The 20,317-nt window shown below is 69.4% G+C and carries 17 protein-coding genes, 1 tRNA gene and 1 other RNA gene; 12 read left to right on the top strand and 7 right to left on the bottom strand.

Annotated elements, in window-relative coordinates:
* Positions 1–111 precede the first annotated feature (111 nt).
* The 4 genes from G3N18_RS08435 to G3N18_RS08450 all read right to left on the bottom strand — a co-directional run bounded on the left by G3N18_RS08435 (position 112) and on the right by G3N18_RS08450 (position 5,809).
* The gene (locus tag G3N18_RS08435) at positions 112–1,323 is read right to left on the bottom strand and encodes a PucR family transcriptional regulator (RefSeq protein ID WP_196383847.1); all 1,212 of its coding nucleotides are present in this window, start codon (positions 1,321–1,323) and stop codon (positions 112–114) included.
* 8 nt (positions 1,324–1,331) lie between these two features.
* The gene (gene aceE, locus G3N18_RS08440) at positions 1,332–4,076 is read right to left on the bottom strand and encodes a pyruvate dehydrogenase (acetyl-transferring), homodimeric type (protein ID WP_196383848.1); all 2,745 of its coding nucleotides are present in this window, start codon (positions 4,074–4,076) and stop codon (positions 1,332–1,334) included.
* 141 nt (positions 4,077–4,217) lie between these two features.
* Positions 4,218–4,293 (bottom strand) — tRNA-Val (locus G3N18_RS08445).
* A gap of 13 nt (positions 4,294–4,306) precedes the next feature.
* Entirely contained in the window at positions 4,307–5,809 is a 1,503-nt protein-coding gene (locus G3N18_RS08450; protein ID WP_196383849.1) for an amino acid permease, read from the bottom strand.
* A gap of 116 nt (positions 5,810–5,925) precedes the next feature.
* On the opposite strand from G3N18_RS08450, the gene G3N18_RS08455 reads away from it, so the two are divergent.
* From G3N18_RS08455 to rnpB, 3 genes are all read left to right on the top strand, one after another.
* Positions 5,926–6,657 carry a CT398-like coiled coil hairpin domain-containing protein gene (locus tag G3N18_RS08455; protein WP_196383850.1) on the top strand — a complete coding sequence of 244 codons (732 nt, stop codon included), beginning with the start codon at positions 5,926–5,928 and terminating at the stop codon, positions 6,655–6,657.
* Between the two features lie 13 nt (positions 6,658–6,670).
* A complete protein-coding gene (locus G3N18_RS08460) occupies positions 6,671–8,416 on the top strand; it encodes a bifunctional 3'-5' exonuclease/DNA polymerase (RefSeq protein WP_338038406.1) in 1,746 nt (581 codons plus the stop codon).
* A 14-nt stretch (positions 8,417–8,430) separates the two neighbouring features.
* An RNA gene (gene rnpB, locus G3N18_RS08465) (RNase P RNA component class A) lies at positions 8,431–8,800 on the top strand.
* A gap of 57 nt (positions 8,801–8,857) precedes the next feature.
* Here rnpB and ppgK read toward each other — a convergent pair.
* Complete coding sequence (gene ppgK / locus G3N18_RS08470; RefSeq protein ID WP_196383851.1) at positions 8,858–9,676, bottom strand: polyphosphate--glucose phosphotransferase; 819 nt, start codon at positions 9,674–9,676, stop codon at positions 8,858–8,860.
* 102 nt (positions 9,677–9,778) lie between these two features.
* Here ppgK and G3N18_RS08475 point away from each other — a divergent pair, with 102 nt between their 5' ends.
* The 7 genes from G3N18_RS08475 (at position 9,779) to G3N18_RS08505 (ending at position 16,854) form a co-directional block, all read left to right on the top strand.
* The gene (locus G3N18_RS08475) at positions 9,779–10,009 is read left to right on the top strand and encodes an SPOR domain-containing protein (protein ID WP_196323737.1); all 231 of its coding nucleotides are present in this window, start codon (positions 9,779–9,781) and stop codon (positions 10,007–10,009) included.
* A 51-nt stretch (positions 10,010–10,060) separates the two neighbouring features.
* The gene (gene glnA, locus G3N18_RS08480; RefSeq protein WP_196383852.1) at positions 10,061–11,398 is read left to right on the top strand and encodes a type I glutamate--ammonia ligase; all 1,338 of its coding nucleotides are present in this window, start codon (positions 10,061–10,063) and stop codon (positions 11,396–11,398) included.
* 5 nt (positions 11,399–11,403) lie between these two features.
* Positions 11,404–14,403 carry a bifunctional [glutamine synthetase] adenylyltransferase/[glutamine synthetase]-adenylyl-L-tyrosine phosphorylase gene (locus G3N18_RS08485; RefSeq protein ID WP_196383853.1) on the top strand — a complete coding sequence of 1,000 codons (3,000 nt, stop codon included), beginning with the start codon at positions 11,404–11,406 and terminating at the stop codon, positions 14,401–14,403.
* Positions 14,404–14,840: 437 nt separating this feature from the next.
* The gene (locus G3N18_RS08490; protein ID WP_196383854.1) at positions 14,841–15,065 is read left to right on the top strand and encodes a helix-turn-helix transcriptional regulator; all 225 of its coding nucleotides are present in this window, start codon (positions 14,841–14,843) and stop codon (positions 15,063–15,065) included.
* 72 nt (positions 15,066–15,137) lie between these two features.
* Positions 15,138–15,350, top strand: a complete 213-nt coding sequence (locus tag G3N18_RS08495) for a hypothetical protein (protein WP_196383855.1) — start codon at positions 15,138–15,140, stop codon at positions 15,348–15,350.
* Positions 15,351–16,208 carry an excisionase family DNA-binding protein gene (locus G3N18_RS16470; RefSeq protein WP_338038407.1) on the top strand — a complete coding sequence of 286 codons (858 nt, stop codon included), beginning with the start codon at positions 15,351–15,353 and terminating at the stop codon, positions 16,206–16,208.
* Positions 16,174–16,854: a hypothetical protein gene (locus tag G3N18_RS08505; protein WP_206693084.1), complete on the top strand. Its 681-nt coding sequence runs from the start codon at positions 16,174–16,176 to the stop codon at positions 16,852–16,854. The genes G3N18_RS16470 and G3N18_RS08505 overlap by 35 nt, the downstream gene beginning before the upstream one ends.
* A 129-nt stretch (positions 16,855–16,983) precedes the next feature.
* Here G3N18_RS08505 and G3N18_RS08510 read toward each other — a convergent pair whose 3' ends face one another.
* On the bottom strand, positions 16,984–18,207 hold the full coding sequence (locus G3N18_RS08510; protein WP_196383857.1) for a hypothetical protein: 1,224 nt from the start codon (positions 18,205–18,207) through the stop codon (positions 16,984–16,986).
* Between the two features lie 111 nt (positions 18,208–18,318).
* Positions 18,319–18,741, bottom strand: coding sequence for a hypothetical protein (locus G3N18_RS08515; RefSeq protein WP_196383858.1), 423 nt, complete (start codon positions 18,739–18,741; stop codon positions 18,319–18,321).
* Between the two features lie 87 nt (positions 18,742–18,828).
* Between G3N18_RS08515 and G3N18_RS08520 the strand changes: the two genes are divergently transcribed.
* Together G3N18_RS08520 and G3N18_RS16475 are read left to right on the top strand one after the other, a co-directional pair.
* Entirely contained in the window at positions 18,829–19,920 is a 1,092-nt protein-coding gene (locus G3N18_RS08520; RefSeq protein ID WP_196383859.1) for a hypothetical protein, read from the top strand.
* A 98-nt stretch (positions 19,921–20,018) separates the two neighbouring features.
* Positions 20,019–20,243 carry a transposase gene (locus G3N18_RS16475; protein WP_196383860.1) on the top strand — a complete coding sequence of 75 codons (225 nt, stop codon included), beginning with the start codon at positions 20,019–20,021 and terminating at the stop codon, positions 20,241–20,243.
* The last annotated feature ends 74 nt before the right edge of the window (positions 20,244–20,317 follow it).

Genomic DNA, 20,317 nt, shown 5'->3' on the forward strand with positions numbered 1-20,317 from the left:
CTGCCAAGATCTGTCGAGAACTGCTGGGGGTCATGTCACAAGAAACGCCGGATGCCTTGTGCGTAATGCACAACATACTCCGAAGCGCCCGCGCGCGATCAGGGCGCCTGATCAGGAGGAGCGGCGCATGCCCGAGCGGCGGCGGGTCACTTCGGTGCCGATCGAGCCGATGATGAGCGCCGTCTGCAGGATGAGGGCTTCGCGCGGCCCCGTGGCATCCCACCCGATCACGTCCGAGACGCGCTTGAGGCGGTAGCGTACGGTGTTCGGGTGCACGAACAGCTCGCGCGCGGTCGCCTCGAGCGACCGGCCGTTGTCGAGGTAGCTCCAGAGCGTCGTCACGAGGTCGGAGGAATGCGCCTGCAGGGGGCGATAGATCCGCTCGACGAGCGTCGCCTTGGCCGCTGTGTCGCCCGCGAGCGCCCGCTCGGGCAGCAGGTCGTCGGCCTCGACGGGGCGCGGGGCTCCGCGCCATGCTCCCGCGACGGCGAAACCGGCGAGCGCCGCACGGGCGCTCTGGCCGGCGTCGACGAGGGCCGGCACGGTCGGGCCGAGCACAAGATGCCCGGTGCCGAAACCGGGCTCGAGCCGCGTCGCGATCTCGGAGAACGACAGTTCGGAGCGCGGTTCTTCGCCCGCCGGCGCATCGGCGCGACCGATGACGAGCACGAGCCGCGACCCCTGCACGCCGATCAGTACGTCGACGCCCATCTTGCGCGCCATGCGGCGCAGCTGGTCGACGTCGAACTGCGGGGGAGTCGTGCCCACGAGCACCGCGACCTCGCCGTGGCCGTGCCAGCCGAGCGCGGCGATCCGGCTCGGCAGCTCTTCGTCGGCCTCACCGGTCAGGATCGAGTCGACGACGAGGGCCTCGAGCCGGGCATCCCACAGTCCGCGGGCCTCAGCCGCCCGGGCGTAGACGTCGGCCGACGCGAACGCCACCTCGCGGGAGAAGAGCAGAATGCTCTCGCGCAGGTCTTCGGCCCGCCCCGCGACGCGCTCCTCGGTGACAGCCACCGTCACGCGGATGAGCTGCAGCGTCTGGGTCAGGCTGACGCTGCGCAGCAGCTCACGCGGGGCGGCGGCGAAGATGTCGGCCGCGATCCACGGTGTCGACCCCGGATCTTCGTACCACTGGATGAACGAGGCGATGCCCGCCTGCGCCACGAGTCCCACGGCCGACCGGCGCGCCGGCGGCATGTCGGCGTACCACGGCAGCGACTCTTCGAGCCGTTTGATCGTGGCCGTCGCCAGGTCGCCGGAGATCCGCCGCAGCCACGCGAGGGTCTCCGCCTTCTCCTGGGGGGTGGGGCGGGCGGGCATCGAGCCGGTCAGCTCTCGCCGCCCGCGTTGCCCGTCGTTCCCGCCGTCACGTCGTACAGGCGGTACTTCTCGATCGCCTGCGCCGACAGCGACCGGTCGACGAGTCCCTCTTCGGCGAGCGCCTGCAGCGCACGCACCACGATCGACGGTCCGTCGATCTTGAAGAAGCGACGTGCGGCGGCGCGCGTGTCGGAGAACCCGAAGCCGTCGGCTCCGAGGCTCACGAAGCGGTTCGGCACCCATTCGCGGATCTGGTCCTGCACGGCGCGCATGTAGTCGCTGACCGCGATGACCGGGCCCTGAGCGCCCCGCAGCTTCTCGGTGAGGTACGCGGTGCGCGGCTCGTCGAGCGGGTGCAGGAAGTTGTGCTCGTCGGCGGCGAGGCCGTCGCGGCGCAGTTCCGTCCAGCTCGTGACCGACCAGACGTCGGCCGCGATGCCCCAGTCGTCGCGCAGCAGCTGCTGCGCCTCGAGGACCCACGGCACGCCGACGCCCGAACCGAGCAGCTGCACGCGGTGGCCCTCGCTCTGGCCGTCGTTGAACCCGCCCTCGGAGACGCGGTGGATGCCGCGGACGATCCCCTCGGCATCCACGCCCTCCGGCTCGGCCGGCTGCACGATCGGCTCGTTGTAGAGGGTGATGTAGTACATGACGTTCGGGTCGGGGTGGTTGCCGCCGTACATGCGGTCGAGGCCCGAGCGCACGATGTGCGCGATCTCGTACCCGTAGGCGGGGTCGTACGACACCGTCGCCGGGTTCGTGGATGCCAGCAGGTGCGAGTGGCCGTCGGCGTGCTGCAGGCCTTCACCGGTCAGCGTCGTGCGCCCGGCGGTCGCGCCCATGATGAAGCCGCGTGCCATCTGGTCGCCCGCCGCCCACTGGGCGTCGCCCGTGCGCTGGAACCCGAACATCGAGTAGAAGATGTACACCGGGATGAGCGGCTCGCCGTGGGTCGAGTACGCGGTGCCCGTGCCGGTGAACGCTGCCAGTGCGCCGGCCTCGTTGATGCCGACGTGCATGATCTGGCCCTGCGGGCTCTCTTTGTAGGCCAGGAGCAGTTCGCGGTCGACCGAGGTGTAGTTCTGGCCGTTCGGGTTGTAGATCTTCGCCGTCGGGAAGAACGCGTCGAGGCCGAACGTGCGCGCCTCATCGGGGATGATCGGGACGATCCGGTTGCCGAAGTCCGTCGAGCGCAGCAGGTCTTTCAGCAGACGCACGAATGCCATGGTCGTGGCGATCTCCTGCGTGCCCGAGCCCTTCTTCGGCAGCGCGTAGGCGCTGTCGTCGGGAAGGGTGATAGGCACGTGGTGGGTGCGACGCTCGGGCAGGAAGCCGCCGAGCGAGCGGCGCTTCTCGACCATGTACTGGATCGTCTCGTCCTCGAGGCCCGGGTTGAAGTAGGGCGGCAGGTACGGGTTCTCCTCGAGCTGCGCGTCCGAGATCGGAATGCGCATCGAGTCGCGGAAGTGCTTGAGGTCCTCGAGCGTCATCTTCTTCATCTGGTGGGTCGCGTTGCGGCCCTCGAAGTGGTGCCCGAGGCCGTAGCCCTTGATTGTCTTGGCGAGGATGACGGTCGGCTGGCCCTTGTGCTCGACGGCGGCCTTATAGGCGGCGTAGAGCTTCTGGTAGTCGAGGCCGCCGCGGCGCAGGCCGCCCCAGATGTAGTCGTCGCTCAGGTCTTTGACCATCGCCGCGGTGCGCTCGTCGCGACCGAAGAAGTGGTCGCGGATGAACTTGCCGTCTTCGGCGCGATAGGTCTGGAAGTCGCCGTCGGGTGTGGTGTTCATCAGGCGCACGAGCGCGCCGTCGACGTCTCGGCGCAGCAGGTCGTCCCAGCCACGGCCCCAGACGACCTTGATGACGTTCCAACCCGCACCGCGGAAGAACGCCTCGAGCTCCTGGATGATCTTGCCGTTGCCGCGCACCGGACCGTCGAGGCGCTGCAGGTTCGCGTTGACGACGAAGGTCAGGTTGTCGAGGCCCTCGTTGGCCGCCACCTGCAGCTGACCGCGCGATTCGACCTCGTCCATCTCGCCGTCGCCGAGGAAGGCCCACACGTGCGAGTTCGACAGGTCTTTGACACCGCGGTTGGTGAGGTACTTGTTGGTCATCGCCTGATAGATGGCGTTGATCGGGCCGAGTCCCATCGACACCGTGGGGAACTGCCAGTACTCCGGCATGAGCCGCGGGTGCGGGTAGGACGGGATGCCGAGGGGAGCCTTCGACTTCTCCTGGCGGAAGCCGTCGAGCTGCTCCTCGCTGAGGCGCCCTTCGAGGAAGGAGCGCGCGTAGATGCCGGGGGAGGCGTGGCCCTGGATGAAGATCTGGTCGCCGCCGGAGGGGTCGTCGAGACCCTTGAAGAAGTGGTTGAAGCCGACTTCGTAGAGCGAGGCCGACGATGCGTAGGTCGAGATGTGGCCGCCCACGCCGATGCCCGGGCGCTGCGCGCGGTGCACGGTGATCGCGGCGTTCCAGCGGATCCACCGGCGGTAGCGGCGCTCGAGCTCTTCGTCGCCGGGGAACTCCGGCTCGTTCTCGGGGGCGATCGTGTTGATGTAGTCGGTGACCGGCACCTGCGGCACGTTCAGCTGCAGCTCGTGCGACTTGTTGAGCAGGCTCAGCATGATCTCGCGACCACGGCCGGCGCCCTTGGCGTCGACGAGCTGCTGCAGCGACTCGGCCCACTCGCCGGTCTCTTCGGGGTCGCTGTCCTGCGGGCCCTGCGAATACGGATCCTGATCGTTGACCGTCACGAGACACCTTTCGTCATCTGGCAGATCATGCCAGGGATGGGGCTGTGGAAGCGTGCGGCTCTTGTATGGCGACGACAACGCATCCCGCACAAGCCTAGTCACAATCGCCTCGGGGGCGGGCGCGCGGGGAAGGCGTGGGTGTGGTGGGCCCTGCCGGGATCGAACCGACGACATCCACGGTGTAAACGTGGCGCTCTACCAGCTGAGCTAAAGGCCCTGACCGCTCCAGTCTACGAGTCGCGCCCGACGACACGCGGCTCGGCCGGGTTGAGGTACGTGCCGTCGTCTTTGCCGAGGCGCGAGTGGCGGTGCGAGTAGGCGAAGTAGATGACGAGCCCGATCGCGAGCCAGACGAGGAACCGAAGCCACGTCTCGACCGTCAAGTTGAGCATGAGGTAGGTGCAGATCGCGGCCGACAGGAGCGGTAGGAACGGGCTCCACGGCACGCGGAAGCCGCGCTTGAGGTCAGGGCGCGTGCGGCGGAGCACGACTACGCCGATCGAGACGAGCACGAACGCCGACAGCGTGCCGATGTTGACCATCTCTTCGAGGATGCCGACGGGGGTGAACCCCGCGACGACGGCGACGACCACGGTGACGATGATCGAGATGACCCACGGGGTGCGCCGCGTCGGGTGCACCTTGGCGAGCGCGCCGGGCAGCAGGTGGTCGCGCGCCATCGCGAAGATGATGCGCGTGGCGCCGATCAAGAGCGTCAGCACGACCGTCGTCAGGCCGGCGACGGCGCCGGCCGAGATGACCGTCGCCATCCAGCCCTGACCGTGATAGGCGAAGGCGTTCGCGAGCGCCGCCGCGGGGTCGAGCTGGTCGTAGCGCACCATGCCGGTCACCACGAAGGCGACGGCGCAGTAGAGCAGGGTGCAGATCGCGAGCGAGGCGATGATGCCGATGGGCATGTCGCGCTGCGGGTTCTTCGTCTCTTCGGCGGTCGTGGCGACGACGTCGAAGCCGATGTAGGCGAAGAAGACGAGTGCCGCACCCGCGAAGATGCCGCCGACGCCGAACGCGGTCGGCTCGATGCCGGCGAGGAACTGCAGCAGCGGCTGGGTGAGCCCGGTCGCGGCCTCTTTCGGGGCCGCATCGGGGATGAACGGCGAGTAGTTGGCGGGGTTGATGAACATGATGCCCGCGACGATCACGAACAGCACGATGAACAGCTTCACCCCGACGAGCACGAGGTTCACGCGCATCGATTCACGGATGCCGAGGGTCATGAGCGCCCCGAGCACGAGCACCAGCACGATCGCCATCACGTCGACCGTGCCGCCGTAGCCGATCGCGGCGGGGATCGGCGCGCCGAGCTGCGCCATGAGCGCGCCGAGATACGCGCTCCACCCCTGCGCGACGACCGACGCGCCGAGGAACATCTCGAGGATGAGGTCCCACCCGATGATCCACGCGAATAGCTCGCCGAGCGAGGCGTACGAGAACGTGTAGGCCGATCCCGACACGGGCACCGTCGACGCGAACTCGGCGTAGCACATCGCTGCAAGCGCGCAGGCGATCGCCGCGACGACGAAGCTCAAGACGATCGCGGGGCCCGCCACCTCGTGCGCCGCACGCCCGGTGAGGGTGAAGATGCCGGCGCCGATCACGACGCCGACGCCGAAGATCGTGAGGTCGAGGGCCGAAAGCGACTTCTTCAGCCGGAACTCGGGCTCTTCGGTGTCGGCGATCGATCGCTCGACCGACTTCGTGCGCATCACGCTCATGAGTCCTCCTCGCGGCGGTGGCCGTCGGGCATCAGATGCCACATGCTAGCGGCCTCGCTCGGGCGCGGTAAGGGGTGGGAGGGGCCGAGGTCGGGTGGGCGCGGTAGGTTGGACGGGTGAAAGCCCGCCCCGCCGACCAGCTCCTCCTGATCGAGGTCGCGAGCCTCGACGCGACCATCCGTTCCGCCGATCATCAGCGTCGCAATCCCGCGCAGACGGCCCGCGTGAACGAACTGCTCGCGCAGCGTCAGTCCGAGTCGGCCGTGCTGACCGGTCTGCTCGGAGAGCGCGACGACGCCCGCGCCGAGCTCGGCCGGCTCGAATCCGACGTGGCTCTCGTCGACGCGCGCGCCGCGCGCGACACCGAGCGGCTCGCGTCGACCTCGAACGTGAAAGAGGCGCAGGGGCTCGAGCACGAGCTCGAGTCTCTTGCCAAGCGCAAGAGCGACCTCGAAGACGCCGAGCTCGTCATCATGGAGCGTCTCGAGACCGCCGACGCCGCGGTCGCCGCGCAAGAGGCCGTGATCGCCGAGATCAACGCGGCCGGTGCTCAGGCGAGCAGCGACGGCAAGGCCGCCGTGGCGGCCGCGACCGCCACGTGGGAGGCCGCGACGCGAGACCGCGAGGCCGTCGCCGCGCGCGTGCCCGACGATCTTCTCGCCGCCTATGACCGCATCGCGGCGCGCGGCGTCGGAGCGGGCCTGCTCCGCCGAAAGGCGTGTGAGGCCTGCCACATGGTGCTGTCGGGCACCGATCTGCAGACCCTGCGTCAGGCCGCCCCCGACGATGTCGTGATGTGCCCCGAGTGCGGCGCGATCCTCGTGCGCACCGACGAATCGGGCCTGTGATCCGACGGCGGCCGTGACCGCCGTCGACCCGGTCCGGTGGCGGGTGGTCGGACGCGACGCCGGTGCGGTGGTCGTCGTCGATCTCGCGGTAGACCTCGTCGAGCAGCGCCGCGCGCGGCTGAGCGAGGCCGACTGGGTGGCCGAGGCATCCACCACGCCCACTGCAGTGCGCTGGGTGTGGAGTGACACGACGCGCTGGTACGCCGCACTGCTCGCGGACGGCGTCGAGATCGCTCGCGCCCATGACCTCCGGCTGTGCCACGCGATTGTGCGGGCGAGCACGCTCGTGCCGGCGAGTGCGTCGGAGGCGCTGCGCGCCGAGGCGCGATGGGATGCCGCGCCGACGGATACCTCGGCGGCCGCGCCCTCGCCGCGCGGGCCGGCGCTGTTCGACCTCGACGACGGCGAGGCTCTCCCTGTCGGCGTGCCGGACGGTATCGACGACGTGCTCGCGGAGTTCCTTCGTCAGCAGGCGGCGGTGGCCGCCTCGAACGACCCGGGCCGGCTGCGGCTGCTGCTCGCCGCAGAGTCGGCGGGGGCGCTGCTCGCGGCCGAACTGCACGCGGCCGGTGTGCCGTGGAGCATCGAGGTGCACGAAGGCATCCTCGAGGCGGCGCTCGGGCCGCGTCCGCCCGCGGGCACCGCGCCGGCGCGCGTGCAAGAGTTCGCGGCCGTCGTCCGCTCGGCGCTCGGCGACGAGGCGGCGAGTCTCGACTCGCAGCCGAAGCTGCTGCGGAGTCTGCACCGCGCCGGCGTGCTGGCGCGGTCGACGAGCCGGTGGGAGCTGGCCGAGTACGACCACCCGGTGATCGCACCGCTGCTGGCGTACAAGAAGCTCACGCGGTTGCAGAGCGCGAACGGCTGGGCGTGGCTCGACGAGTGGGCGGGCGACGGCCGGTTCCGCCCCGTGTACGTGCCCGGAGGGGTCGTCACCGGGCGGTGGGCGTCGTCGGGTGGGGGAGCGCTGCAACTGCCGCGTCAGCTGCGGCCCGCGGTGCGCGCCGACCCGGGGTGGACGCTCGTGGTCGCCGACGTCGCACAGCTCGAGCCGCGCGTGCTCGCGGCGATGTCGGGCGACCTCGCCCTCGCCGAGGCGGCGCGGGGTCGCGACCTCTACGACGGGATCGTCGCCTCTGGGGCGATCTCGACGCGCGCCGACGCGAAGATCGCCATGCTCGGGGCGATGTACGGCGCGACGACCGGCGAGAGCGGCCGGCTCGTGCCGGCGCTCCGCCGTGCCTACCCGCGCGCGATGGGGCTCGTCGACGCCGCGGCCCGCACGGGCGAGGGCGGTGGTGCGGTGACGACGTGGCTCGGCCGGTCGAGCGCCCCCGGCGATGCACAGTGGCGCGAGGTGCAGGACCGCGCCGGCGGGCCGGATGCCTCTGACGCCGACCGTGCACACGCGCGCCGGTCAGCCGGAGACCGCGGCCGGTTCACCCGCAACTTCATCGTGCAGGGCACCGCGGCCGAGTGGGCGCTCGCCTGGCTCGCCGACCTCCGCGCCTCACTCGCCGCACTCCCGCCGGTGTCGGACGACGCGCGGGCCGAGGCATCCGGCCCGGTGTTCTCGCAGCGTGCGCACCTGTGCTTCTTCCTGCACGACGAGATCATCGTGCACACCCCGAAGGAGCAGGCAGAGGCCGTCGCCGAGGCGGTGCGGCAGAGCGCCGCGCGGGCCGCGACGCTGCTGTTCGGCGGCTTTCCGATCGACTTCCCGCTCGACCTCCGCATCGGCCCCGATGCGGCGAAGAGCTAGACTGACCGGGCGAATGGGTCGGCTGGACGGTCGCGTGGCGGGGTCACCCGCACCGAGGAACGTCCGGGCTCCGCAGGGCAGGGCGGTGGGTAACACCCACCCGGAGCAATCCGCGAGACAGTGCCACAGAGAGCAGACCGCCTCTTTTCGAAGAGGTAAGGGTGAAAGGGTGGTGTAAGAGACCACCGGGGTCGTGGTGACACGACCCGCATGGTAAACCTCGCCCGGAGCAAGGTCAGACAGGGGATGTGGACGCGGCTCGCCGAGTCCCCGGGTAGACCGCTGGAGCGGCACGGCAACGTGTCGCCGAGAGAGATGACCGTCCACGGATCACGCCTCGTGCGTGATCCCGGACAGAACCCGGCGTACAGGCCGGCCCATTCGCCCCCTCACCCCGTGTCGTCACAGGCGTTGTCACGACACGAGACGCGCGGGCCCTGCTCAGTCGGTCTCGGTGACGAGGCTGCGCTCGGCCTCCGACACCGTGGAGCTGTCGTCGTGCGCCAGGGCGAGCGCCGCCGCCCCGATGATCCCCGCGTTGTTGCGGTGCACCGCGGGCACGATGGGGGTGTTCAGCGACAGGAGTGGCAGGAACTCGTCGGCGTGCTTCGAGACGCCGCCGCCGACGATGAACAGGTCGGGGCTCAGCACGAACTCGAGGTGGTCATAGTACTTCTGCAGGCGCTTCGACCACTCCTGCCAGCTGAGCTGCTCACGCTCGACGGCGGAGTACGCCGCCCACCTCTCGAAATCGGTCGACTTGTTCGCGCGCTGCAGGTGGCCGAGCTCCGAGTTCGGGATCAGTACGCCGTTGTGCAGCAGCGCCGTGCCGATGCCCGTGCCGAGCGTCGTCAGCAGCACGAGCCCCTCGACGCCGCGAGCGGCTCCGTAGCGGGCCTCGGCGACACCGGCGACGTCGGCATCGTTGGCGAAGTGGATCTCGCGGCCGAGTCCGTCCTCGAAGAACTTCTCGGCCTCGAAGCCCACCCACGTGTCTGCGACGTTCGCCGCCGAAAGCGTGCGACCGTGCTTCACGATCGCGGGGAACGCGACGCCGAGCGGGATGTCCGCATCGGTCACGCCGAGGGTTCCGAGCACCGTCTTCACGGCGGCGAGCACGTCGTCGGGTTCCGCGCCCGTGGGCGTCGCGACCTTCACGCGCTCGCTCAGCAGGGAGCCGTCTTCAAGCTCCACCAGGGCAGCCTTGATGCCCGTGCCGCCGATATCCACTCCGACCGCTCGGGTCGCCTTCGTCGTCATGCTCTCCACCATACCGAGATCGGCTCCGGGCCGACGATCGCCCCTGTGGCGGTGCGTGGCCGCTCGTTAGGATCGATACTGACCCACCGGAAGGAGCCCGCGATGTTCGCCGGCGAAGACAAGTACTGGTACAACCTCAGGACCGGAAAGGTCGAGCGCGGCTTCGAGTCGCCTGCCATCGACCGCGTCGGACCCTTCGACACCGAAGAAGAGGCCGCAGCGGCCCCGAAACTCCTCGCCGAACGGTCGCGCGCGTGGGCGGAGGAAGAGGCTGCAGAGGATGCCTGGGGCTCGCCCAGCGGCGATGACGAGGCGGGCACGGCGGCCCGATAGTCTGGCCTTCGAGTCGGTCGCGCGTGCGCGGGCCGTGTGGGAGAGGACGCGATGGACAAGCAGCGGGACTTCGTACTGCGCACGATCGAGGAGCGGGGCATCAAGTTCGTCCGCCTCTGGTTCACCGACGTGATCGGCACCCTCAAATCGGTGGCGATCGCCCCCGCCGAGGTCGAGGGTGCGTTCACCGAGGGCCTCGGTTTCGACGGCTCGGCGATCGAGGGTCTCACCCGCTCGTACGAGTCGGACCTCCTCGCCCATCCGGACCCGACGACCTTCCAGATCCTTCCCTGGCGGGGCGAGATCGACCCGACCGCGCGCATGTTCTGCGACATCACGACGCCCGACGGACAGCCGGCCGTCGCCGACCCGCGTCACGTGCTCAAGCGCACGCTCGCGAAGGCCGCCGATGCCGGGTTCACGTTCTACACGCACCCCGAGATCGAGTTCTACCTGCTGAAGTCGTCGTCGTTCGGGCCCGACGGTCCCGAGCCGGTCGACTCGGCGGGCTACTTCGACAACGTGCCCGGGGGCACGGCGCACGACTTCCGCCGCCGCAGCGTCCGCATGCTCGAAGACCTCGGCATCTCGGTCGAGTACAGCCACCACGAGGGCGGCCCCGGCCAGAACGAGATCGACCTGCGCTACGCAGACGCGCTCGCCACCGCCGACAACATCATGACGTTCCGCACGGTCGTCAAAGAGGTCGCGATCGAGCAGGGCGTCTACGCGACGTTCATGCCCAAGCCACTCTCGGGAAGGCCCGGCAGCGGCATGCACACGCATATGTCGCTCTTCGAGGGCGACCACAACGCGTTCTACGAAGAAGGCGCCCAGTACCAGCTCTCCAAGGTCGGCCGTCAGTTCATCGCGGGCCTGCTGACCCACGCGAACGAGATCGCCGCCGTCACGAACCAGTTCGTGAACTCGTACAAGCGGCTGTGGGGCGGCGACGAGGCGCCGAGCTTCATCTGCTGGGGCCACAACAACCGCTCCGCGCTCGTGCGCGTGCCGATGTACAAGCCGAACAAGGGGCAGTCCACGCGCGTGGAGTACCGCGCGCTCGACTCGGCGGCCAACCCCTACCTCGCTTACGCGCTGCTGCTCGCCGCGGGCCTCAAGGGCATCGAGGAGGGCTACGAGCTGCCGCCCGAGGCCGAAGACAACGTCTGGTCGCTGACCGACGCCGAGCGCCGCGCGCTCGGCTACGCGCAGCTTCCCGCGAGCCTCGACCACGCGCTGGAGTACATGGAAGACTCGGAGCTCGTCGCCGAGACGCTCGGCGAGCAGGTCTTCAACTACGTGCTGCTCAACAAGCGCCGCGAGTGGCAGGAATACCGCGCCCAGGTGACGCCCTTCGAACTGAACAGCAACCTGGAGATGCTCTAACCGCCATGTCGGCCGGCGAGCGGGCGTCGGGCCGTACCGCGCTCGCGCGGGACGGCTTCAGTGAACTCGGCGATGCCGACCGGCTGCTGGGCGAGCTGTCGGACGCGCTGGCCCTCTCGCGCGACGAGATCCTCGTCGGCGCCGACGGTGCGGCCGACCCCGACGCCGCACTCTCCGCCCTCGCACGGATCGCACGCCGCGACGCCTCCGCCGTCGCGGCGGCGCTGCGTCGGGGGGGAGCGACGCTGTGGTTGCTGCTGGGCGCCTCGAACGGGTTCGCGGACTTCTACCTGCGCCACCCGGACGAGCTGGCCCACCTCCCCGCCGCGGCGACGCCGCTGCCCACCGGCGACGAGCTGGTCGCCGAGCTGCGCGCGGCGGTCGAAGCGGATGCCGATGGGTTTGCCGCGCGCGGCGACGAGAGCGCGTGGGTGGCGCTCCGCACCCGCTACCGCCGCCTGCTCGCGCGGATCGCCGTGTTCGATCTCGCCGCTCCCGACCCGGTCGAGGTGCTGCCCGCGGTCGCCGCGGCTCTCGCCGATGCGGCGGGAGCCGCGCTCGAGGCATCCCTCAGCGTCGCGCGCACGCGCGTGGCCGGCGGCGCACCCGGCACGGGGCTCTTCCCCCGCGATCAGGTCGCCGCGACGCGCCTCGCGATCATCGGCATGGGCAAGACCGGGGCGCGCGAGCTCAACTACGTCAGCGACGTCGACGTCATCTTCGTCGGCGGCGGCACCGACGCCCTCGTCGCAGAGATCGGTGAGAGCCGCGTCATCGACATCGCGACGCGCCTGGCCGTGCAGACGATGCGCGGTATTTCGGGCATCGAGGTCGAGCCGCCGCTGTGGGAGGTCGACGCGAACCTGCGCCCCGAGGGCAAGCAGGGAGCGCTCGTGCGCAGCCTCGACTCGCATCTGGCCTATTACGACCGCTGGGCGAAGAGCTGGGAGTTCCAGGCGCTGCTCAAGGCGCGTCCGCTCGCCGGCGACCGCATGCTCGGTGCGGCATATGTCGAGGCGCTGCAACCGAAGGTGTGGACGAGCGCCGCGCGGGAGAACTTCGTCGACAGCGTGCAGCGCATGCGGGAGCGCGTGACGGAGTTCATCCCGCCCGCCGAGGTGCCGTATCAGCTGAAGCTCGGTCCCGGTGGCATCCGTGACATCGAGTTCACGGTGCAGCTGCTGCAGCTCGTACACGGACTCGCCGACGTCCGCATCCGTCAGCGCGGCACGCTCGACGCGCTCGAGGCCCTCGTCGCCGAGGGGTACATCGGGCGCATGGATGCCGCGGCGTTCGCCCGCGACTACCGCATGCTGCGCGTGCTCGAGCACCGGATGCAGCTGCGGGAGCTGCGTCGCACCCACCTCATGCCGCAGACGCCGGAGGGGCTCCGGGTGCTCGCGCGCGCGTCGCACCTGGCATCCGACGGTCCCGGCATCTGGGGGCTCTGGGAAGGGATCAAGCGCGAGGTGCGCGAGATCCACGTGCGCCTGTTCTACCGGCCGCTCCTGTCGGCAGTGGCCGCTCTCCCCGCCGAAGAGCAGCAGCTCTCCACGGCGCAGGCGCATGATCGTCTCGCTGCGATCGGCTTCAGAGACCCGGCCGGTGCCCTGCGGCACATCGGCGCGCTCACCGGCGGGCTGAGCCGCAAGGCGACCATCCAGCGTCACCTCATGCCGATCATGATCCGCTGGTTCGCCGACGGGGTCGACCCCGACTACGGCCTGCTCGCGTACCGGCGCATCAGCGAACGCCTCGGCGACACGCCCTGGTTCCTGCGCATGCTGCGCGACTCGTCGGGCGCGGCCGAACGGCTCACCCACGTGTTGTCGGGGTCGCGCTACATCGGCGAGCTGATGGAGTGGATCCCCGAGTCGGTCGCCTGGCTCGATTCAGAAGACCAGCTACGGCCGCGCAGCGGCGTCGCCCTGCAAGAGGAGGCGCGCGCGATCCAGACGCGGCACGAGACCATCGGCGACGCGATGCGCGCCGTGCGGAACCTGCGCCGCCGTGAACTGCTGCGCCTGGCGTTCGGCGCGATCCTCGGCACCCTCACGATCGAAGAGCTCGCCGAGGGGCTCACGACGGTCAGCGAGGTCACGATCCAGGCGACCCTGCGGGCCGTGCGGCGAGAGATCGTGCCGCCCGAAGATGCGGCGCTCGATTTCTCGGTGATCGCGATGGGCCGCTTCGGCGGCGGCGAACTGGGATTCGGGTCAGACGCCGACGTGCTCTACGTGTACGACGCGAACGGGATCGACCCCGAACGGGCGCACGAACTGTCGCGCCAGCTCGTAGCGGGGCTGCGCAACTACTCCGAAGACCAGCGCGTGCCGTTCGACCTCGACGCCGATCTGCGTCCCGAGGGGCGGAACGGCCCGCTCGTGCGTTCCCTGGACTCCTACGCCGAGTACTACCGGCGCTGGTCGCTGTCGTGGGAGGCGCAGGCGCTGCTGCGCGCGCGGGGCGTCGCGGGCAGCGTGACCCTCATCCGCCGCTTCATGGCGATCGCCGACGAGGTGCGTTACCCGGCGCACGTCGCGGTGCAGGATCTGCGCGAGATCAAACGCATCAAGGCCCGCGTCGAGAACGAGCGCCTGCCGCAGGGCGTCGACCGCACGCGGCACGTGAAGCTCGGGCCGGGCGGCCTCAGCGATGTGGAGTGGCTCGTGCAGCTGCTGCAGCACGCGCATGCGCACGCGCTGCCGGGTCTGCGCACGACGTCGACGCTCGACGCGCTCGAAGCGGCGCGGCAGGCGGGCCTGGTACCGGATGCCGCGGCCGCGCGCCTGGCCGCATCGTGGCGTCTCGCGAGCCGGCTGCGCTCGGCGAACACCCTGCTGTCGGGGCAGACGAGCGATGTGCTCCCGACCGACCGGGCCAAGCTCGACGGCATCGGGCGGCTCCTGGAGTACCCGGCCCGGTCCGCGACGCTGGTCGAGGAGGAGTGGCTGCGCACCGCGCGCCGTGCGCGCCGCGACTTCGAGAAGCTCTTCTACGGGTGAGGCCCCAGCCGCGGTTGTAAGCCCGCGCCCGGCCGCCGCAACTGCAAGGCCGCGGCGGCGACACGCCGACGATCGGGCCGCGCAGGCGGCGTGTCGCGCAGGATGCCTTGCAGTTGGGGCGCGAGGCATCCAGCCCTGACCGTGCCCACGTGCCAAACCCCCACCGCAACGCCGAACGCCCCGGCATTCAGGGATCGGATGCCGGGGCCTTGCGCGGTGCGTTGGGAGATCAGACGCCGAAGTACAGCTCGGCTTGAGGATCTGAGAACCGGAGGGGGTTCCGCAGGCTCACACTTCCCTGCAAACACAGGGAAGTGCAATGGTGAGTATGGGTGGGGTCGCTGCTGCGGCTGTCCGAGAACCCGTCCGTTTACTCGATTCTTGGCCGTCCTACGGGTCGCTGGAGGTCTGCGGGTGGTGCCGCCTACCTCATTGGTATGAGCGACGACCGCCCCCGCCTCTGGACTCCGCAGGAGCTTGCGGAGTACACGGGCATCCCGATCAGGACGCTCGCCGACTGGCGAACAGAGCGTGCGCGCAGCCGAGGTCTCGGGTTGCCGCTCGTCGCACTCTCGTCGCACAACGTCCGCTACCGCGATGGGGATGTCGAGGCGTTCATCGCGCGGCGGATCGTGGCCCCGACGGATAGGGCGGGCGACTGATGGCGCGGCCGAAGCGCGTGCTCGGCGAACTCGGCAAGGTGACCTACACCGTCGAGCCGAACGGCACAGCTCATGACCGTCGCTGAGCTGGCGACGACGTGGCTGAAGACGGCGTACCACGACGACGATCCGCGGGTGCTGCGTCAGCGCCGCGAGCAGACCGTCGATGGATACGCCTCGGTGGTGCGCGCGCATGTCATCCCGCGCGCCGGGGCCATCCCCATCGCCAACATCACCGCCGACCGTGCTGATGGGCTGCTTATGGACATCGCACGGGAGAAGTAGGTGACGACCGCGAACAAGGTTCGGAACGTGATGTCGCTCATGTTCGACTGGGCGATCCAGCAGGGACACCTCTCGGCTGCCGGGTCGATCCAGAACACACGGTACGGAGCGGTCGTCGTGGCGAACCCGATCCGTGCGACCAGGCGAGCGGACGAGCCGGACACGGTGTACTTCGAACTCGACGCGGTGCAGGTCAAGTACATCCTCCACCTCATCCGCGAGGTGTGGCCCGGGCGGCACCGGAAGCGGTATCCGGTGGGCCGACGGCCCAACTACAAGCTGCTCGCCGACTACATCCTCATCACGCTCGGCACCTCCGAGCGGACAGCAGAACCGATTGCGATCCGGTTCCAGGACGTGCGGTTCGAGGCAGTGGAGCAGCCGGATGGAAGCCTCACGATGGAGGCGCTCGTCTGGGTGGGCGGGACGATGGTTCGCACGAAGTCCCGCGGCCTGTTTCGCCAGGACTCGCCCAAGGCGGAGCGGCAGAAGCGTTGGGTTCGCGTTCCGAAGTTCGCGGCGAAGGTACTGAGCGAACTCGTGGCGAGCCACGTTCCCGACCCCGAACGGAATCCAGACCACGTGCTGTTCACGACCGAGCGCGGCCGTCCGCGCGACCCCAGCGCGGTCGGCGAACTGCTGAGCATGATGACCCCCGAGCAGGTCGCCGACGCGATGGGCGTGTCTCGTCCTACTATCTCGCGGAAGATCAAGGCGGGGGAGATTCGCGCGGTCAAGGTCGGCAATCGCAATCGCATCCCCTACGAGGAGTTCGAGCGGTACTGGCGCAAGACGATGGGCGACCTCGTGGAGCTGACGCGCGATGAACTCCGTGACGACCTCTTCGGTGATCAGTGAGCTGACGCGCGTTCTCCTGGACGCGAACATCATCGCCAAGCCCGCCACTCGGACTCTGCTGGTCGTCGGCGGGGTGCCGAGCGGCTTCCGCGCCTTCTGGAGCCGGGCTGCCGAGCGGGAGGCCCAGGTGCACATGCGCCCGAGGGCGTTGCCGCCGTCGAGTGTCCGGGAGCGATTCGACGTCTTGCTCGGGCCGACCGGCACGGGTGGGGAACGCTTCGGAGGCACGAAGGGCGCGGATCGGCAGATCCTTGCCGATGCTGCGGCCGCGGGCGGGCGCTTCCTCGTCACCGAGGATGTGGACGACTACGGGCTGGACGATCTTGCTAGCGTCGGCATCTCGGCGGCGAACCCCGATCTGTTCCTCGCCGCGCGGCTCACCCGCGATGCCTACTCGACGGTGATCGACCTGTTCGTTGAGCGTCAGCTCAACCCGCCGACCACGCCCGCGCAATTCCACGCTGCCATCGCCAAAAACCACCCGCGCCTGTTCGCCGCACACGCGGACCTCTACGAGGTCGAACCCGAACACGGCATCCACGGCGAACCGGAGGTGATCTTTCGCGGCGCGCGCTGCCTGCGCTGCGAGCAAATCACCGCCGACCCCGCCACGATCGTCGACGGGCTCGGCCCGGAGTGCCGCTGAGCTACAGCCGCGGGGCGTTGCCCGGCGGCGCGGCCGGAGGCGTCACGGGGACGAACGGGTTCGCAGGCTCACGCCCCGCACCATCCCGCGACCCGAGGTTCGGTTCGTAGGCGCGCACGGCCTCGACGGTCAGCTCGACGCGCTCGGACTTGGGCGCGGCGGGCTCGGGTGCCGGTTCGTCCTGCATCGCGGCGAGCTGGGACTCGACGCGGGCGAGGTCTTCCTCGGCGTCGGCAAGGGTCTGTGCGTGGCGGAAGGGCGGCCCGAGGCGCTGCTGAGTATCGGCGACGGTCTGCTCGGCTTCTTCCAGGTCTTCGCGGGCCTGGTCGAGAAGGGAGGGGATGCCGCTGACGCGGTTCTCGATCCGCTGCACAAGCCCGAGTCCGGCGTCCAGGAACGACTCCTTCGGCAGCGTGAATCCCAGGCGGGGTCGAAACTGGAGATGCGGCCGATGATCCCGAAATCCTTGTGCCCGTACCGCGGCAGCCACTTCAGCCCGGAGTCGCCCATCCACGCGGCAAGGGAGTGCGCGGCTTCGGAGCGGGAGTCGTAGTCGCGCGTGCCGAGCGTGATGCGGAACCTGTCGCCGCTCGTGTCGATCATCCGTGGGGCAGCGGCCTCCAGCCCGCGAATGTCCGCGGCGGCGCGCTCGGCGGCTGACCGGGCGCGATTGCCGGTATGGGCGAGCATGTCCTCGTTGCGCTCGTGCGCGCGCTGGAGGCGGCGCAGCCGGTTCACCTCGTTGAGGATGACGGAGTGCTCCAGCAGGAGCGGATTGCCGGAGGCGATGGCCTTGGCCTCTGCTGCGGACAGCGCGGAGGTGTCGATCTCCTCGATCTCTCGGGCGTTGATCTTGCCGCGCAGGAGTTGCGCGAACGATGCGGCTTTCCGCTCGACGGTCTGCCACATGTAGGAGTCGAAGGACCGCTCGGTGACGTAGCGGACGATCGCCACTTCCTCGTTCTGGTTGCCCTGCCGCATGATGCGACCGTCGCGCTCGGCGATGTCGGAGGGCCGCCACGGGCAGTCCAGGTGGTGCAGGGCGATGGCGCGGGCCTGGACGTTGGTGCCAACGCCCATCTTCTCCGTCGAGCCGGTCAGTACCGCGACGTGGCCGGCGCGGGCTGCGGCGAACAGGCGGGCCTTCTCGACGTCGGTCTTCGCCTCGTGCATGTACCTGACCTGCTCGGCGGGGATGCCGCGCTGCACGAGCTGCTGCCGCAGCTCGTCGTAGGCGTTCCACCTGTCCTGGTTCGGGGTGCCGATGTCGCTGAACACGAGCTGGAGCGACCCGCGCACCGTGGAGGGCTGCCCGGTCAGCGTATCGAGGTATTCGTTGTCGCGGGTGCGCATCCCAGATGCGGTGGATCGCGTCGGCGGCAACGTCGACCTTGCTCGGCCCGGAGGGGTCGCGGGGGATGACCATGCGGATGTCGAGCGCGGCCTTGCATCCGTCGGTGGCGATCAAGAGCATGTTGTCCTCGTCGGGCCGCACCTGGCGGGTGGCGACCTTCTCGGCACGTTCGGCGAGGGATGCGACGTAGTGCTCCAGCTCGACGGTCGGCTGCACCGGACGGTGGAGGGTGCGCGGCTGCCGTCGTCGCGCTGTTCGAGCGAGGGCACGGGCAGGTCGAGGTCGTCGGCGGTCTTCACGTCGGCGAACACCGACCACATCCGCAGCAGTTCCTGCCCGTTCTGGAACCGCGCGAACCGGGTCTTCATGCGGAACGTGCTGCCGGTCGGCGAGATCTCCATCTGCGTGACCAGCTCACCGAATGTTGCCGCCCACGCATCGAATGCGCCGGCAGACCCTTCGCGCTGGCGGCGTCGGCGGGGAGAGGATTTCGCAGTGAGCAGCACCGCTCTTTCCGGGATCGAGGCGGCCACCGAATCCGGCCCGCGGTGCTGCACGAAACCTTGGGGGCTCCATCGAGCCAGTAGCAATCCGGCCCGTGGTTGCCTCATCATGGAGCGGTGACTGCTGGGCGTTGCCGATCCACCGCCGATCCTGCCGAACCCCTTTCCGATGCCGAGCTGCTCATCGGCCTGGTGGTCTCACCATCCCTGAGTGCGGTGCTCGGCCCCGAGGTCACCACCTCGGTGCGCAAGATTTTGGTGCAGCAGTATCCGGGAGTGCGCTGGCAACTGAAGATGGCCGAAGACCGGCTGGTCGATCCACCCGCCGAGACCTTGGACCTGCTGGAGGCGGCCCGAAACCGCGTGCTGGAGGAGAACTGGGATTTGGCCGTGGTGCTCACCGAGATCCCCCTGAAGACCGGCCGACGTCCGGTGCTCACCCAGCTCAGCCCCGTGCACGGGGTGGGACTGGTCTCCGTCCCAGCCCTGGGAGCCGTGCACGTGCGGCAGAAGGTGCAAGAGACCACCGTGCACGTGGTCGGGCAACTCCTGGGCTACGACGCCGAAGACCTCAACGCCCAGCGGGATCTTGCTCGAAGAGCCCACCAGCTGTCCACCGATCTCGACGACCGCCCGGACGACAACGTCGTGCAGTTCACGGCCCGAGTGCTGAGCGGCAACGTGCGGTTGCTGCTGGGCATGATCCGCGCCAACCAGCCTTGGGCCTTCGTGGCCCGGCTCTCCCGGGCGATGGTCGTGGCAGCGGCCACCGGCATGGTGACATTGGTGGCCTCGGACCTATGGGTACTGGCCATGGCCTACGGGCCGGTGCGCCTGGTCCTGCTGGCGGTGGGGGCGATCGGGGCGGTGAGTGCCACCCTGATCCTGGGAGCCGACTTGTGGGAGCGCCCACGGCGGCGAGCCCAACGTGAGCAGGTGATCCTGTTCAATTTGGCCACCACCGCGACCGTGGCCATCGGGGTTGTGGTGTTCTACCTCGTCTTATTCATCCTGTCCTGGGTCGGCGCGCTGCTGCTCATCGACGAGCAGGCACTGGCCGGTATCGCCGGTCACCCAGTGAACGCTTTGGACTACGCGAAGATCAGCTGGCTCACCGCCAGCCTGGCCACCGTGGGCGGAGCAATAGGAGCTGGACTGGAGGACGACGATGTGGTGCGCGCCGCTGCCTACACCCGGTCCAGCACCTGACACAGCCCCAGCACAGAAGAAACTGAAACATCTACGCGTTGATGCCACGTCTATGCAGGTGTCATTGCCGGTCGCGATGACTTGGTGGGTTCAGCGCAGTGCGCTGCCTCGTACTCGGCGGGTGGGGGCGTTGCCGAGGCGGGTGTGCGGGCGGGCGCTGTTGTACCTGTCGATCCGGGATCCGCACCGCCCTGCCGGACGCGCGGATCGCAGTCGACAAGTGGCATCTCGTCGCCCTTGCCAACCTCATGGTCACCCAGGTCCGTCAACGGATCACCCGGCAACTGGGTCTGCCCCGAGTTTGGTTGACATCTGAACTGTGAGGATTCGTCCTCGCTGGAAGGATGTTCTTGTGGCAAAGCCCTATCCCCGAGAGTTCCGCGATGATGTCGTGGCC

The sequence above is a fragment of the Microbacterium paulum genome (assembly GCF_015707995.1).
Lineage (GTDB): Bacteria > Actinomycetota > Actinomycetes > Actinomycetales > Microbacteriaceae > Microbacterium > Microbacterium paulum.

Coding starts and splice junctions, on each gene's coding strand:
- G3N18_RS08435 (WP_196383847.1), bottom strand. CDS start 1,323: ATGCCCGCCCGCCCCACCCCCCAGGAGAAGGCGGAGACCCTCGCGTGG.
- G3N18_RS08450 (WP_196383849.1), bottom strand. CDS start 5,809: ATGAGCGTGATGCGCACGAAGTCGGTCGAGCGATCGATCGCCGACACC.
- ppgK (WP_196383851.1), bottom strand. CDS start 9,676: ATGACGACGAAGGCGACCCGAGCGGTCGGAGTGGATATCGGCGGCACG.
- G3N18_RS08475 (WP_196323737.1), top strand. CDS start 9,779: ATGTTCGCCGGCGAAGACAAGTACTGGTACAACCTCAGGACCGGAAAG.
- glnA (WP_196383852.1), top strand. CDS start 10,061: ATGGACAAGCAGCGGGACTTCGTACTGCGCACGATCGAGGAGCGGGGC.
- G3N18_RS08485 (WP_196383853.1), top strand. CDS start 11,404: ATGTCGGCCGGCGAGCGGGCGTCGGGCCGTACCGCGCTCGCGCGGGAC.
- G3N18_RS08490 (WP_196383854.1), top strand. CDS start 14,841: ATGAGCGACGACCGCCCCCGCCTCTGGACTCCGCAGGAGCTTGCGGAG.
- G3N18_RS08495 (WP_196383855.1), top strand. CDS start 15,138: ATGACCGTCGCTGAGCTGGCGACGACGTGGCTGAAGACGGCGTACCAC.
- G3N18_RS08505 (WP_206693084.1), top strand. CDS start 16,174: ATGAACTCCGTGACGACCTCTTCGGTGATCAGTGAGCTGACGCGCGTT.
- G3N18_RS08510 (WP_196383857.1), bottom strand. CDS start 18,207: ATGCGCACCCGCGACAACGAATACCTCGATACGCTGACCGGGCAGCCC.